This window comes from Paenibacillus selenitireducens, assembly GCF_002021565.1.
In the GTDB taxonomy this organism is placed as follows: Bacteria; Bacillota; Bacilli; order Paenibacillales; family Paenibacillaceae; genus Paenibacillus_K; species Paenibacillus_K selenitireducens.
This window is the reverse complement of record NZ_MSZX01000006.1, coordinates 328,650-342,911: the sequence shown is the minus strand read 5'-3', so window position 1 is coordinate 342,911 and position 14,262 is coordinate 328,650. Positions and strand designations below refer to the sequence as shown.

The window sequence follows — 14,262 nt, the reverse complement described above, 5'->3', positions numbered from 1 at the left end:
GGTCACGCTTCTTTCTTGTGTTGTAGCTTGGAAGTCAGAAACCCCGTCACCCATAGAACGACAACGGTGCTGCCCAAAATACTGATGATGACAGGGAGCGCATACGGGCCCACCACGTGCAGCAGAGCCACAGACCCGATGACATAGGGGATGAAAAACAATAACATATGATTCATTAATATTTCCGCAGCATGTTCTACCCATTCCAGCTTGACGATTCGGGTCCACAAGGCGATGAGAAATAAGATCAAGCCAAGGACATTGGCAGGCAGCGGGATATGCAGCACAGCATGGAGCACCATGCCGAGAAATTGGAAGCCAAGCAAAATAGCAAAGCCTAACACGAAACCACCTCATACGTAGAATCTTTTAAGGAAAAACGCGATATTAACCATATCATGAACCGCATGTTCGGAAAGTAACATTTACCACAATCGCGAGGAATGTTTCAATCAGGTCGCTCAATCGGGCAGAGATAACATCTATATCATGCTCGCAGCTTCCCATAAATTTACGCGTTAAATGATGGAGATGCTCTATCTTCCTTTCTCTATCGTCGAACTATATTTAGAGCAAAAAAAAGAATCCCCTGTGTCAAAAGATTCAGGAGATTCTTCGATATCGCTTAGGAGGTCAACTTACGATTGCAAGATATATTTCTGGATAATATGCGCGACGCCGTCTTCATTGTTCGAGAGCGTGATTTCATCGGCGATTTCCTTCAAGGCTGGAACGGCATTGCCCATCGCAACTCCTAAGCCAGCAACTTCAAGCATTTCACGGTCATTCCAAGCATCCCCGATTGCAATAACTTCAGACAGGTCACATCCAAAATGGGCGGCCAAATGGGAAAGCGCATGGCCTTTTGTCCCTTCGAGATGCATGATTTCGAGAAAATGAGGCTTGGATTTCGTAATATGCACTTGATCCCCGACAATGGCTCGCAGATCCGCAGCAACTTCGTCCAAATAGGCAGGATCATCAATAATCAGCATTTTATTGTTCGGGAGATCAATCAATTTGGAGTAATCCGGCTCAACGATATATGGGATTTTGGACAATCCTGCATAGCTTTGCGTTTTCTCGTTGTCTTCACGAACATACAACTGATCATCCACATAGAGTTGAAGATGAAGGTTGTGTTCATCGGAATACTTCAGAATTTGACGTGCTGCTTCTTGCGGTACGCTCCGCTCATATAAGACATGTCCATCGATTAAATTTTTCACGAGTGACCCTTGATAGGTGATCAGCGGCACATTCATGCCAATCTGGCGCGCAATGGCTTGTGCGGACGCATACATCCGTCCCGTAGCCAATGTGACATGAACGCCTTTCGCTATGGCTTGTTCAAGCGCCTGCTGCGTTTTGGGTGTCACGACTTTCTGATCGTTGATGATCGTGTCATCGACATCGATTGCAATCATTTTGTACATGGTACTTTTCCTCCTATGGTGAAGCTTTATCTATTGTAACTGGGGATGGGGCTTGCTCTGTAGGTTTAAGCTCGACAATCAGCATGCTAATCAACATCAGACCACAGCCTATGATGGCTGCAATGCCTAATTGCTCGTCTCCCCATACATAACCCGTAATGCCTGCAAAGACCGGTTCCATCGCAAAAATAATAGCTACACGCGTCGGCGACGTATACTTCTGACAGTAAGTTTGTGCCCAGAAGGCAAAAGCCGTCCCGAATAATAAAGTAATGGCAAGCGCGATCAAAACATCGGTTTGCATAGTAAGATGCATCCAATCACTGAAAGAGCCTATGTTCTCAAATAGCACGGAACCGACAAGCCCGAGCACACCGACCGTACCCAATTGAATGGTAACGAGGGGTAACGTCGGATGGTGGGGGGCATACTTGCCCGTCGCAATAATCTGCAAGGCGAAGCATAGTGCACAAGCCAGAACCAGGATATCCCCTAAATTCATATGAAAAGTAGAGGAACCGCTGGTCGAAAGCAAAAACAATCCGATTAATGCGAGCGCAGCGCTCGCCCAAGCCGGCCAACGAAGACGCTGGCGCAGGATCCATACGGAAAAGAATGGAACAAGCACGACCGATAAACCGGTAATAAACCCAGCATTCGATGAGGTGGTATAGAGTAACCCGTAGGTTTGAAACGCAAACCCGCCAAACACCAGAATGCCGAGGATGATCCCATGCCGCAATAAACGCATATTAAATTGCTTCCACCAACCCCGATGAACCAGGATGAGAATGAGCGCAAATAAAAGGGCGGCACCCGTAAACCGGATGCCGTTAAAGGCTAGCGGCGGCAAGGCTTGCACCGCATTCTGCACAATCAGAAAGGTTGTCCCCCAGATGAAGGCGACAAGCAGAAGGGTGAAATCGGCGAGTAATGAACGTTTCATAATGGAAATATTAAGCCTCCAAGAATAACAAGCCGATAAAGGCATCTAATTCGAGATTGCCGAAAAATTGCGTGATATCGGTTCCTTGCAGTTTTTCACGAACAGAAGATTCTTCATAGCGCGTACCGCGAAGAAGGTCTTCGAGCTCGGCGATGTCCGTCTTCGCGAAGAAGTCGCCATAGATTTTAATATTTTCGATCGTACCTTCTTCGACATCTAAGCGCAAATCCATTATGCCGATCGGGAAACGTTTGGAGTTCCGAACGTTAAATTTCGGTGATTCGCCATAATTCCAGTCCCATTTCCGGTATCGATTTTCAGAGATTTCATAGATTTTCGCCCAATCCTCTTCGGTGAGGCGATATTCCGGAACTTGATCCGGCTCGATACCGAAGATACTGCGAAGGACTTCCGCACGGAATTCTTCAATCGTAAGCGGAGCTTGCAAGAAATCAGCGATATTGGCTACGCGGCTGCGTACGGATTTGGTGCTCTTGGACGCGATTTTCTCGGCATTCACTTTCAATGCGGATGCGACGTTATCCATTTCGGAGTTGAATAATAAGGTACCATGGCTGAACATCCGTCCGCGCGAACTAAACTGAGCATTCCCGGAAATCTTTTGCTCGCCAATTTGAATGTCATTCCGTCCTGTTAGTTCGGACTCGATACCAAGCTTGCGGAGCGCATCCACGACAGGTTCCGTGAATTTCTTGAAGTTGTTGAAGGATTGGCCGTCGTCTTTCGTCAAGAAGCTGAAGTTCAGGTTCCCAAGGTCATGGTAGACAGCGCCGCCTCCGGATAAACGGCGAACGATATGGATACCGTGGTCTTTGACATACTCGGCATTAATCTCTTCAATGGTATTCTGGTGCTTCCCGATAATGATAGATGGTTCGTTAATATAAAATAACAGATAACTGTCATCCATTGGCAGATGCCGGAGCACGTACTCTTCAATGGCTAAATTTACAGTAGGGTCCGTTATCCCTTTGTTGTCGATAAATAGCATGATGTATCCCTCCATAAACATGTTTTTGTAACGGCTATGTAAGAAGCTTTCATTCTTTTTATTGTAATATAATTGGCTAAATTCCACAAAGCATGTATGTCATGTTACATATTGACGTCTCACCAAAACATGCACATAATGAACCACATAATACGTGTTCGATGCGGAACATAGGAAAGAACGTGGGAAAGGATCGATTAAAAAGATGATAGAAAGATTTGGTCATGGAGGAGATTTAGAGACAGCGCAAGCGGCGTTTGGCGTGGAACGAAGCGAATGGGTGGATTTCAGCGCCAATATTAACCCGATGGGTCCGCCAGCGCATGTGTTAGCGCGTATTCAACAAGAATGGAGCGAAATTGTTCATTACCCGGATCCGGATCACCGACGTTTCCGTAAGTTATTGGCTGTGTCTTTAGGCATCGATGAAGCGATGTTATGCATAGGCAACGGGGCGGCAGAATGTATGGCATTGGCCCTGCTGGCAGCAGCCCCGAAGCGGGTCGGGGTGGTGTACCCTTGTTTCTCTGAATACATTGAATTGTCGAAGAAATTCGGTGCAGAAGTGGTAGGGATCTATGGCGAAGCGGCAAATGATTTTCGTGCCTCGCTGCCTGAATTGCAAGAATTAATGAAGCAGGTGGATTTCCTGTTCCTTGGGCAGCCGAACAATCCGACGGGCGTTCAGTATGGCGTGCAGGAACTGGAACAATTGGCTGTGTGTGCAGCTGATGAGCAGACTTTGCTTGTAATCGATGAGGCTTTTATTGATTTTATTGCGCCGGAAGCGCAAGCTACGTTATTGCCGCGGTTAGCGCAATTTTCGCACGTGATTCTGATTCGATCGATGACGAAGTTCTATGCGATTCCAGGCTTGCGGCTTGGATTTGCAATGGCAAGACCGGAGCTGATTCAGCAGCTGAAATCGAAGCAGGTTACATGGAGCGTGAACCGGTTAGCCTTGGCAGCAGGCGAAGCTTGCATGACGGATTGCGAGGCGTATGAAGTTGAGACACGCAGGCAGACAGAGACGGAACGTCGCTTTCTCGTCGAAGCGCTGGAACAAGAATTCGGATGTCAGACCTGGCCAAGCCTGGCGAATTTCATTCTCGTGAGATTACCTCAACCCTGGACGGCGGCAGCGTTACAAGCGAAGTTAGGCGAACGTGGGGTGCTGATTCGGAGCTGTGCCATGTATGAAGGACTTACGGATGCGGATATTCGGATCGCTGTGAAGGATCGGGTTCGCAACGAGATTCTATTATCGAAGCTCACAGAGGTATGGGAAGAAGGTGGGCCGACGATATGACACAACCTTATCGTGACGCGCAGCACGTAACGACCTATGCCAGTACATGTTGGCCAGGATTGGAATTTCGGTATGATCCGGGCCAATATCATATCCGGATGGCGGCTCCGCTACCGTTAACGACAATCAGCAGTGCGCCTTATGCTGGGGGTCAGACCCTGGCTGATCATATTGTGAACGTCTATGTACATAAAGATTACAATCATGAAGACCCGATTCAGCATTTGCAGTCAGAAATCGCAGCTTGGGGGTATCCGCTTCCCTCTACGATTGGACTGCTCACGGCAGCGAAGCTGACGCATGCTTCCATTGCGGAAGCGGAGGGAGATGAAGCCCGTATCGTCGTCTGCACGACGGCGGGCACCTCCAACGCCGCGCGGGCTGGGCGAGCGCGGCCGACTTTCGCCGCCTACGAGGCCGGCACGATCAATACGATCGTGGCCATCGATGGGCGGCTGGCGCCGGCTGCACTCGTCGGCGCCGTAATTACCGCGACGGAGGCGAAGGCCGCCGCGCTGCAAGATCTGGGCATCGCCGATCCCGAGAACGGCGATGGGGCCACGGGCACGACGACGGACACGGTCGTCGTCGCCGTGAGCCAGGACGCCCGCTACGATGCGGTGCATCGGTATGCGGGCAGTGCGACGACGCTCGGCAATCTGCTCGGGCGTCTCGTCTATGACACCGTCTATGAAGCGGTTAGAACGCAAGGAGAATCATGATTATGATAGGGCATGCTTATTTCATCATTTGTGCGTATATATTAGATTGCATCATTGGTGACCCGCGATGGATTCCCCATCCGGTCATCTACATGGGGAAAGCGATTCATCAATTGGAGCGATGGGTGCGCCATATGGCAAAAACGCCGCGTCAGCTTAAAGCGGGCGGTTTTTTACTGCCTCTGGTGCTGGTTGTTGGGGCATGTGCCCTGACGTGGGGCGTTCTTCGTCTGCTGTCACTAATTCATCCGGCTGTTGCTGCGATCTTTGAAGTGATCCTTATCGCGACTACCATTGCGACGAAAGGGCTAAAGGACGCCGGCATGGAAGTGTATCGTCATTTGCAGGCAGGGAATATGCCGGAAGCGAGGAAAGCGCTCGGCATGATCGTAGGACGGGATACGGAGCATTTGGACGAGCCGGAAATTGTGCGGGGAACCGTGGAGACGGTCGCAGAAAATATCGTGGACGCCATCATATCTCCGCTCTTCTATGCGGCGATTGGGGGCGCACCGCTTGCGATAGCCTATCGAGCCGTGAATACGTTAGATTCCATGGTCGGTTATAAGAACGAGAAATATGAAAATCTCGGTTTTGCGTCAGCACGTCTCGATGATCTTGCCAATTGGATACCGGCGCGGATCACGGCGGTTCTGCTTGTTTTTGTCGCATGGCTACTACGACTCGATGCAAGAAGAGCTTGGCGGACAGTTCGCCGTGATGCGAAAGAACACCCGAGCCCGAACAGCGGTTATCCGGAATCGGCTGTCGCTGGGGCGCTGGGTGTTCGTCTTGGCGGTCATAATGTCTATAAAGGCATTGCTTCGTTCCGTGCCTACATGGGGGAACCCGTTGTAACACTGCGCGCGGAACATATCCGGGGAACGACATGGCTGATGTACGGCAGTTCAGCGCTATTCGCGGTGCTAACTGCGCTTCTCCTATGGGTGATTTCGGTTCTTTATTGAATGCTCTGCCGTATATAAGCGCCATATCTGGCACGCAAGAGAAGGTAAACCACGAGCTGTATGATGATACATAACAAAAGTGAAGCTACAACTGGTGCTGATCGATTGAGGGTCTGCAGAAGGGTCTGCACAAAGAGCGACACAACCACGGCGTTCAGCAGCGCAATGGTACAAGGCACGAACAGCATGAAGGCAATGCGAATCGATACCATTTTCGAGAGCTGCGACTCGCTGATACCGATATTCGAGAGCGCACGAAATTGCACAACATCCTTGCTTCGTTCCGCATAAAGCTTGAAGTACACGAGACTGAATCCCGCCATGAAAAATACGGCGGTAATGAACAGCCCGACGAAGATGACGATGAAAGGGATCTGGGTATAGAGGAATTGCATGAAAGCATTCATGGAAAACGTATATTCCTCGGATGAACCCTGATCTTGCAGCAGTTTCTGGTCAATCGTATCGAAAACCTCAAGCCGCTTTTTCCAGTCTGTAATAGTATACCCTGTGAACCGAATGCGCTCACCGGCTTTCACGAGCCGTGCGTAGGTTTCATCGGATATCACAGCAACACCGCCGCTCATAGAGATGCTAGGCATCGGCGGCGGTTCGATCTTCTGTTTCACCTGAAAGGCATCCGGAAAGTTCTTGATCTTGAAGCTCTTGCCCGGTGCAATATTCGGTGTATTGGATGTAGCAATGGAGATCGCCGTATCCTTGTCTATGATTGGCGGAATAGCTTTGTTGGCACGTATATCAAATAACTGCTCATAGGTTTGGTAGTTCATAAAATACATGGATGCATCATTGGACGCTAGTCGGGTTCTCAGCATGCCGATTTCCGTCTTTTGATAGGCAATCTCCTCTTTGTTGAGCATGCCATCAATATACTGGATATGCGTTTGTTCCTGTTTGTTATTGGCAAAGGATACGTAGTAGAGCTCAAAAGGCCCTTGTCCTACATCGACCAAGACGGAACGGATGGAAACCAACAGCACGACGCAGAGAAACGCAACCGTCAGGATGACGGTAAGTAAGAAGAACATCAGGACATTGTCTTGTACGCGATATTCCAGATCTGCTAACGTGAGCAGGTTCGTATCCTTCCAGAACAGTCGCCGGCTTTTCTTCATCCATCGGATAAGGATCGGCAGCGCGTGCCGATAGAACCAAAAGATGCCGAGATGGCATAACGGAAAGGCAAGCGTAATCCAAGCGGCCTTCCGTGGCATCGCCACAGGCATATAATAACACCATATAAGAATGACAACCGACAGCAGCGCGAAGAAATACGATATTCTTCGAAAACGCTGCTGTTCTTTGCGTACGGACAGAAGTTGGATCAAAGGCTTTTTCCGCATGAATAAGTAAGATAACGGCGGAATGAATAGGAACAAGGCGCCGAAGGTGAACAGGGTATACTCTATAGCTGCTGACGGCCAGTAAAAGGTTAGATAACGCAATCCAAAGGCCTTGGTTCCGACAATCAGGAATAACTTCAGGAAGACGATTCCTGTAATTAGCCCTGCAGCGCTCGAGGCAATACCGATGATCGCATATTCGAGGAACAGCATAAATCGCAATTGGCGGTTAGACATGCCGAGGACGGTCAGAATGCCGAATTGCTGCTGCCGTGCTTTGACGAATACCCCAGTAGAATACAAGATGAACAGAAACGAGAAGAACGCGATAATAAAGGAACCCATAGCCAGGCTTCCTGTTGCGAGCTCATTTAATGTGTTCGCTTTTAGGTTTGGGTGATGAACAAAAGCAATATACAAGAAAAAAATCATGACCGCAAACGAACTGCTTAAGAAATAAGCGGCATAACTCCGCGATTGGCGTTTGACGTTATTAAACGCGAATTGTAGAAAATTCATTCGCGTCCCCTCCTAGAAGCGATAATGCATTGATGATTTTCTGATAGAAGGCGGAACGGTTATCCCCTGCATGAATCTCGTTATACAGCATGCCGTCCTTAATAAAGATAACGCGGTTACAATAGCTGGCAGCCACCGGGTCATGCGTCACCATCATCATCGTTGTACGCTCTTTTTCATTGATCGACTGGAAGGTTTCCATAACTTGCCTCGAAGCCTTGGAGTCCAAGTTACCCGTCGGCTCATCCGCAAGAAGCAAGGAAGGCCGATGGATCACAGCTCTCGCGATGGCCGTACGCTGCTGTTGTCCGCGTGATACTTCATCGATGCGGTTGTCTTGAATATCCTGAATCCCGAGCCGGACTGCCAGACGTTCAAGCCGCTGTTCCATTTCTTTGATGGATACGCCCGCCAACGTTAGCGGGAGCAGGATGTTTTCGCGAATGGTTAACGTATCGATTAAATGAAATTCCTGAAATACGAATCCCAGTTCCTTGCGGCGAAACGCAGCCAACTGGTTCGAACGCAGCTTATGCGGATGAATCCCGTTAATGATGATCTGGCCGGAAGAGGGACGATCAATGGTGGAGATTACATTAAGCAGCGTCGTTTTGCCGCTGCCGGAAGGCCCCATAATCCCGACAAATTCTCCTTCACGGATGGATAAGCTGAGATCGGTAAGCGCGCGGAAGGCTTTTCGTCCGCTATAGACTTTATTTACTTTTTGTACTTGCAGCATGTCCACGTTTAGGGCTCCTCTCTACGATACTGATCGTCCTCTGCCATTGGGATGAATTTCAGACGTAACGTTGTTCCCGCATGCAGTTCCGATTCCGCTTCAACATGATGTCCTAGACGATCACATATTTCATGGACCAGATACAAGCCCATACCCGTGGCAGCTGGAAATTGCCTGCCGTTATCTCCCGTAAAATAAGGGTCGAATATTCGCGCAAGGTCATGCGTTGGAATGCCAATACCTTCATCTTTGACTTCCAGCTGGATATAATCCCATTCTTCACGGGCAGATATGAAGACATTACGTCCTTTGCCTGCTGAATATTTAACGGCATTGGTAACGAGCTGGCTAAGAATGAAGTTAAGCCACTTCTCGTCGGATAGAACATGAATCCGGGGGTCGATCTCGACCTTGGGGAATACTTGGCTGCGTATGAACAATCGTTTGTTTTCTTGTACGAATCGATTGACTAGCTTATACAGGGATACCGATTCAATGTAGAAGTCTTGCTCGAAGCTGTCTAATCTCGCCATATAGAGCACGGTCTCCAGCCCTTTTGTGAGACGATCTGTTTCTTCCCGGATGCTATCGAAAATGGGTTCGTCTTCCTCTTGAATCGTCATATGGATGACGGATAAGGGAGTTTTCATTTGATGGACCCATTGATTCATGAATGTCACATGATTCGATAGTTTACTCTCGTATTGATGCAATTCGTTCTGGAATGTCTGGAATTGAGTCTCCAGCAGCTCTTGCAGCGCATACTCTACGGGGGCATTCCGTCTGCGCGTATCAAATGTATGGTCGAGTGCGTTCGCGGGATTTGATAATCTCCGGTAAAATTCACGTTTGGTCATATAACGGTAGATGAGATAGACGAGATACAGAAATGTGCTGACAATAACGACATAACTGATCGTCGATAACGCAGAACCCTCATTCAACCCATAAATGAGCGAACAGATCGTAATTTGAATGCCGAATAAGAACAGGACGGGCAGTTGATCACGGAGGAACAGCTTCATGAGGTCGCGTCCGCCCAAGTGATCTTGAGGCGATAACCAGCTCCACGTACCGTTTCGACGGCTTCCTCAATGTCGAGTTCTTTTAACTTTTTGCGCAAGCGGGTCACATAGACATTCAGCGTATTTTCATCTACAAAATGATTTTCATCCCATAGCTTCTCAAGAATTCGGTCACGGCTCACCACGCGGGGGTAGCGTTCCATTAAGATTTCAAGAAGCAAGGATTCTTTTCGCAGCAATTCGAGCTTTTGTTCTTGTAACGTCACTTCCAGTCTTTCTGGATAGAGGACAAGCCCGTATAAATTCAGCGTTCGCTCGGTTACCTTCGGTGCATAGCTGCCATAAGCGCGTCGAATATGACTTGCAATTTTGGCCATGACGATTTCATAATCAAAAGGTTTGGTTATATAATCGTCAGCCCCGTGTTCGAGCGCCATGACTTGTTCCATCTTACCGTCGCGTGCGGAGATGAAGAGAATCGGACAGGTGGATTGCTGCCGGATTTGGCGGCACCAGTAGAATCCGTCGAACTTGGGCAAGTTGACGTCTAGTAATACCAAATCAGGTGCAATCTCTAAGAACTCTGCCGTAATGTTATCAAAGTCTGTTGCGATGACGGCTTCGTAACCGTATTTTTCAATATGCTCTTTGAGAAGGGTATGTATCTTCGGATCATCTTCGACGATCATAATTTTATCCATCATCAGGCTCCTTTCGAGGTGTCTTTTTTCGTTATGAAAATAAAGATGAGTTTATTTTACCACATAAGAAAGTATAAGTTTTCGTCATCCGAAAACGACTTTCTTATTGGCGATAAAACCCACCTCTAAGCGCGGTCGCTCATCTTCGAATAGCCTCGATTGAGGTTTTCTCACTTCATAAAGAAAGTATAAGTTTTCGTCATCACTACACAAATGTCGGATTTTGTCTATGACACGATGGTATTGTATCATATAGGCTTTTCCCCTATAATCGAAGGGATGGACAAATGAATAGGAAATCTGTAGGTCCTGATTCGAAGATCAAGCACATCAAGAATCGGGTTAAAAGGGAAGTCGGTTGAAGTCCGACACGGTCCCGCCACTGTGAAATGGGAATGACCTCAGTTGCCACTGTTCCATGCGATGGAATGGGAAGGCGAGGACATATACAAGCCCATAAGTCAGGAGACCTGCCTATAGATGCGATACACAAGGCCTTCGAGGAAAGGATTGCGCTCATGAGGAACACGTATGCATGCGTATGTATATGTATTCCAAAGTTGACGTTAACGTACCCTCGATACATCTGTATCGGGGGTTTTTCTGTTCATTATGTAGAGACAACTTGCAAAAGGGGAGAGAGTCAGATGAAATCATGGAAATTATTATCGACGTGGGCACTGATCCTTACGATCGCGCTTAGCTTAGCAGCCTGCGGCTCCAAAGAAGAAGGAACAAAAACACCGACAGAAGGTGCGCAAGTCGAGCAAAGCGATCAAGGGAGTACACAAGAATCAAAGGATTTGAAGACAACGTATCCATTCACCATTAAAGATGCGACAGGTGAAGAATTTACTTTTGATAAAGCGCCTGAGAAAATCGTATCCGTATCTCCCGCAGAGACGGAATCCTTATTCGCACTTGGATTAGATCAACAAATTGTCGGCGTATCCGACTATGATGATTATCCGGAAGCCGCGAAATCGAAGACGAAGATGGGAAGCATTACAAAACCAAATGAAGAAGCGGTTATCGCAGCGAATGCGGATATCGTCTTTACAGGCATTTCGATGAAAGAAGAATCCGTGAAGAAGCTTCGCGATTTGGGAATCAAAATTTTCAAAGTAGAACCTAAAACATTAGAAGATATCATGAAAAATATTGAAGTGTACGGTCAAATTACAGATCGTCAAGCTGAAGCACAGCAAGTGATTACAAAGATGAAGGCTGAACGCGATCAAGTGGTGGATGCTGTAAAATCCGTATCCGACGACCAGAAGAAAAAAGTATACATCGAGTTCTCCCCAGGCTGGACCGTAGGTAAAGGCGAATTTATGGATGAATTAATTACCTTGGCGGGCGGCGTGAACGTAGCATCCGACGTTACGGGCTGGGCGCAAATTAATGAAGAAAATATTATCCATACGAATCCGGATGTCATCCTATTTGCGAACGATGCGATGGATTATGAGACAAAAAAGCCGATTAAAGATATTATTCTCGGACGCAGCGGTTGGGATCAAATCACCGCAATCAAAAACAGTCAAGTCATTGGGTTAGATGGCAATCTATTAAGCAGACCGGGACCGCGATTAACGGAAGGGTTAATCTCGATGGCGAAGGCTATTTATCCCGACTTGGTGAAATAATGAAGCGAACACTGTTGCTGTGGGGAGGGGGAGGCGTACTCCTCCTCCTTTTTACTGTATGTGTCTGCGCCATGATCGGCTCTGTGCAAATTCCGCTGCTTCAAGTCCCAGCTATTGTATTACACCAGATTCCTTGGCTGCAGGATGTATTTCCGAAGACATGGCCGAATTCGTATGAGCAAATCCTGCTCAAAGTGCGAATTCCGCGCGTGGTCGTAGGACTTTTAGTCGGCGCTTGTCTTTCTTTATCGGGTGCTGCCTTTCAAGGCATTCTGCGAAATCCGTTAGCTGATCCTTATACGCTGGGCGTTTCCTCCGGCGCGTCAGTCGGTGCGGCTTTTATCATTTATTTTGGACTTCAATATTCGATTGTCGGCCAATGGTCTGTCCCGTTAGTTGCATTCGTTACGGGTATTTTGACGTTGTGGCTGGTGATACGCCTTGCGCAAGAAGACGGTAAGATTCCTACTGAACGCTTAATTCTGTCAGGTGTTGTGATGCAAGCTTTCCTCGGGGCCTTTGTGTCTTTGTTAATTTCGTTATCGGATAAGACGATTAATGAAATTATGTTCTGGTTAATGGGAAGCTTATCCATGCGAGGCTGGTCTTATGCAGGGGTACTATCCCCATATCTAATTATCGGTTTTGTGATTGTCATGGGATACTCTCGCTCGCTGAATATTATGGCGCTCGGGGAGCGTCAGGCGGCACATTTAGGAATGAATGTCGAACGAACCAAGATGATTGTGCTCATGACTGCCACATTGATGACAGCAGCTGCGGTATCGGTGTCCGGCGTCATCGGATTTGTCGGACTAATTGTTCCCCATTTGATTCGGCTATTGGTCGGTCCGGATTATCGAATCATCGTACCGTTATCTGCGCTAGGCGGTGGCATATATATGGTGATTGCCGATACGTTGGCTAGATCGGTTCTCGCTCCGACGGAAATTCCGCTTGGGGTTGTAACAGCCTTTATTGGGGCACCGTTCTTTGCCTATTTGCTCCATCGGAATAAAAAAACACGGAGGAGTCGATCCTGATGATCCGCGTCGAACAGATCAGAAAGCACTATGACGATCAGATTGTATTGCAAGAGATAGATTTTCAGGTAGAGCACGGGCTGTGCCTAGGTATTATTGGACCGAATGGAAGCGGAAAATCGACGCTTCTTCATCTTATTTCCGGTGTGGAACCGATAACGTCAGGGGATATTTTCATTCGAAATGAACCCATTCGACAATATACACGTAAAGAACTATCGCAGCAGCTGGCCGTATTGCAGCAAGAAGGATTACCCCCGCTTGGCTATACTGTGCGAGAAGTCCTTGAAATGGGACGGTTTCCGTTCCAAAATTGGATGGGAAAAGATCGAATGGATGCCTCTGAACTTATCGAGGGTATTGCGGAGCAGCTTCATCTGTCCACACTGCTTGATCGGAAGTTAGATGAATTGAGCGGCGGACAACGGCAGCGCGTTGCTCTTGGCAAAGTCATGGTCCAACAGCCGGAGATCCTGCTGCTGGATGAACCTACGACCTACTTGGACATCCGGTATCAGCTCCAATTTATGGATTATGTTCGGAAGTGGCAGCGGGAATGCGGACTGACGATTATCGCCGTATTGCATGATTTGAATCTTGCAGCCCAATACTGCGACCAACTGCTTGTCCTCCATGAAGGGAAACAGGTGGCAATCGGCACGCCGAATGATATCATAGAACAAGAACGGGTTACACAGGTGTTCGGCACAGAGCCGATCATCATTAAGCATCCTGTGAACGGAGCTCCGCAAATCCTACTGCAGCCTCAGGAACAGGGGATAGAATAGAACAATCCTCATTCGATTTTATAACAACTTAGACAGGAGAG

General features: G+C 48.0%; 14 protein-coding genes and 1 riboswitch. Of the genes, 6 read left to right on the top strand and 8 right to left on the bottom strand.

The annotated features are described in order from the left end of the window. Positions 1–2 precede the first annotated feature (2 nt). The 4 genes from BVG16_RS17350 to BVG16_RS17335 form a co-directional block, all read right to left on the bottom strand. Positions 3–344 carry a CidA/LrgA family protein gene (locus BVG16_RS17350; protein ID WP_078499989.1) on the bottom strand — a complete coding sequence of 114 codons (342 nt, stop codon included), beginning with the start codon at positions 342–344 and terminating at the stop codon, positions 3–5. Between the two features lie 294 nt (positions 345–638). Beyond that, positions 639–1,436: a Cof-type HAD-IIB family hydrolase gene (locus tag BVG16_RS17345; protein WP_078499987.1), complete on the bottom strand. Its 798-nt coding sequence runs from the start codon at positions 1,434–1,436 to the stop codon at positions 639–641. 13 nt (positions 1,437–1,449) lie between these two features. Then, positions 1,450–2,382: a DMT family transporter gene (locus BVG16_RS17340; protein ID WP_078499985.1), complete on the bottom strand. Its 933-nt coding sequence runs from the start codon at positions 2,380–2,382 to the stop codon at positions 1,450–1,452. Between the two features lie 10 nt (positions 2,383–2,392). Further along, on the bottom strand, positions 2,393–3,394 hold the full coding sequence (locus tag BVG16_RS17335; protein WP_078499983.1) for a lipoate--protein ligase: 1,002 nt from the start codon (positions 3,392–3,394) through the stop codon (positions 2,393–2,395). A gap of 205 nt (positions 3,395–3,599) precedes the next feature. On the opposite strand from BVG16_RS17335, the gene cobD reads away from it, so the two are divergent. The 3 genes from cobD to cbiB are packed head-to-tail and all read left to right on the top strand — an operon-like array spanning position 3,600 to position 6,393. After that, positions 3,600–4,703, top strand: a complete 1,104-nt coding sequence (gene cobD / locus BVG16_RS17330) for a threonine-phosphate decarboxylase CobD (protein ID WP_078500150.1) — start codon at positions 3,600–3,602, stop codon at positions 4,701–4,703. Next, positions 4,700–5,425 carry an adenosylcobinamide amidohydrolase gene (locus BVG16_RS17325; RefSeq protein WP_078499981.1) on the top strand — a complete coding sequence of 242 codons (726 nt, stop codon included), beginning with the start codon at positions 4,700–4,702 and terminating at the stop codon, positions 5,423–5,425. The genes cobD and BVG16_RS17325 overlap by 4 nt, the downstream gene beginning before the upstream one ends. A 2-nt stretch (positions 5,426–5,427) precedes the next feature. Continuing rightward, the gene (cbiB, locus tag BVG16_RS17320; RefSeq protein WP_408635345.1) at positions 5,428–6,393 is read left to right on the top strand and encodes an adenosylcobinamide-phosphate synthase CbiB; all 966 of its coding nucleotides are present in this window, start codon (positions 5,428–5,430) and stop codon (positions 6,391–6,393) included. On the opposite strand, the gene BVG16_RS17315 is transcribed toward cbiB, so the two are convergent. The 4 genes from BVG16_RS17315 to BVG16_RS17300 are packed head-to-tail and all read right to left on the bottom strand — an operon-like array spanning position 6,387 to position 10,741. Further along, positions 6,387–8,276 carry an ABC transporter permease gene (locus BVG16_RS17315; protein WP_078499977.1) on the bottom strand — a complete coding sequence of 630 codons (1,890 nt, stop codon included), beginning with the start codon at positions 8,274–8,276 and terminating at the stop codon, positions 6,387–6,389. The two genes, cbiB and BVG16_RS17315, sit on opposite strands and share 7 nt — an antisense overlap. After that, positions 8,251–9,015 (bottom strand): ABC transporter ATP-binding protein, encoded by a 765-nt coding sequence (locus tag BVG16_RS17310; RefSeq protein WP_198957497.1) that lies wholly within the window; start codon positions 9,013–9,015, stop codon positions 8,251–8,253. Before BVG16_RS17310 ends, BVG16_RS17315 begins: the two co-directional genes overlap by 26 nt. Positions 9,016–9,023: 8 nt before the next feature. Then, positions 9,024–10,040: a sensor histidine kinase gene (locus tag BVG16_RS17305; RefSeq protein WP_078499973.1), complete on the bottom strand. Its 1,017-nt coding sequence runs from the start codon at positions 10,038–10,040 to the stop codon at positions 9,024–9,026. After that, positions 10,037–10,741 carry a response regulator transcription factor gene (locus BVG16_RS17300; protein ID WP_078499971.1) on the bottom strand — a complete coding sequence of 235 codons (705 nt, stop codon included), beginning with the start codon at positions 10,739–10,741 and terminating at the stop codon, positions 10,037–10,039. Before BVG16_RS17300 ends, BVG16_RS17305 begins: the two co-directional genes overlap by 4 nt. 287 nt (positions 10,742–11,028) lie before the next feature. Continuing rightward, a riboswitch (cobalamin riboswitch) is annotated at positions 11,029–11,233 on the top strand. Positions 11,234–11,388: 155 nt separating this feature from the next. Between BVG16_RS17300 and BVG16_RS17295 the strand changes: the two genes are divergently transcribed. From BVG16_RS17295 to BVG16_RS17285, 3 genes are read left to right on the top strand one after another with little or no spacing between them, the layout of a single operon-like run. After that, positions 11,389–12,390 (top strand): ABC transporter substrate-binding protein, encoded by a 1,002-nt coding sequence (locus BVG16_RS17295; RefSeq protein WP_078499969.1) that lies wholly within the window; start codon positions 11,389–11,391, stop codon positions 12,388–12,390. Further along, complete coding sequence (locus tag BVG16_RS17290; protein ID WP_078499967.1) at positions 12,390–13,433, top strand: FecCD family ABC transporter permease; 1,044 nt, start codon at positions 12,390–12,392, stop codon at positions 13,431–13,433. Before BVG16_RS17295 ends, BVG16_RS17290 begins: the two co-directional genes overlap by 1 nt. After that, positions 13,433–14,221 carry an ABC transporter ATP-binding protein gene (locus BVG16_RS17285; RefSeq protein WP_078499965.1) on the top strand — a complete coding sequence of 263 codons (789 nt, stop codon included), beginning with the start codon at positions 13,433–13,435 and terminating at the stop codon, positions 14,219–14,221. Before BVG16_RS17290 ends, BVG16_RS17285 begins: the two co-directional genes overlap by 1 nt. Positions 14,222–14,262 lie beyond the last annotated feature (41 nt).

Bases quoted from the DNA above. Each gene is read 5' to 3' on its own strand.
- BVG16_RS17345 (WP_078499987.1), bottom strand. From the start codon at position 1,436: ATGTACAAAATGATTGCAATCGATGTCGATGACACGATCATCAACGAT.
- BVG16_RS17340 (WP_078499985.1), bottom strand. From the start codon at position 2,382: ATGAAACGTTCATTACTCGCCGATTTCACCCTTCTGCTTGTCGCCTTC.
- BVG16_RS17335 (WP_078499983.1), bottom strand. From the start codon at position 3,394: ATGCTATTTATCGACAACAAAGGGATAACGGACCCTACTGTAAATTTA.
- cobD (WP_078500150.1), top strand. From the start codon at position 3,600: ATGATAGAAAGATTTGGTCATGGAGGAGATTTAGAGACAGCGCAAGCG.
- BVG16_RS17325 (WP_078499981.1), top strand. From the start codon at position 4,700: ATGACACAACCTTATCGTGACGCGCAGCACGTAACGACCTATGCCAGT.
- cbiB (WP_408635345.1), top strand. From the start codon at position 5,428: ATGATAGGGCATGCTTATTTCATCATTTGTGCGTATATATTAGATTGC.
- BVG16_RS17315 (WP_078499977.1), bottom strand. From the start codon at position 8,276: ATGAATTTTCTACAATTCGCGTTTAATAACGTCAAACGCCAATCGCGG.
- BVG16_RS17310 (WP_198957497.1), bottom strand. From the start codon at position 9,015: ATGCTGCAAGTACAAAAAGTAAATAAAGTCTATAGCGGACGAAAAGCC.
- BVG16_RS17305 (WP_078499973.1), bottom strand. From the start codon at position 10,040: ATGAAGCTGTTCCTCCGTGATCAACTGCCCGTCCTGTTCTTATTCGGC.
- BVG16_RS17300 (WP_078499971.1), bottom strand. From the start codon at position 10,741: ATGGATAAAATTATGATCGTCGAAGATGATCCGAAGATACATACCCTT.
- BVG16_RS17295 (WP_078499969.1), top strand. From the start codon at position 11,389: ATGAAATCATGGAAATTATTATCGACGTGGGCACTGATCCTTACGATC.
- BVG16_RS17290 (WP_078499967.1), top strand. From the start codon at position 12,390: ATGAAGCGAACACTGTTGCTGTGGGGAGGGGGAGGCGTACTCCTCCTC.
- BVG16_RS17285 (WP_078499965.1), top strand. From the start codon at position 13,433: ATGATCCGCGTCGAACAGATCAGAAAGCACTATGACGATCAGATTGTA.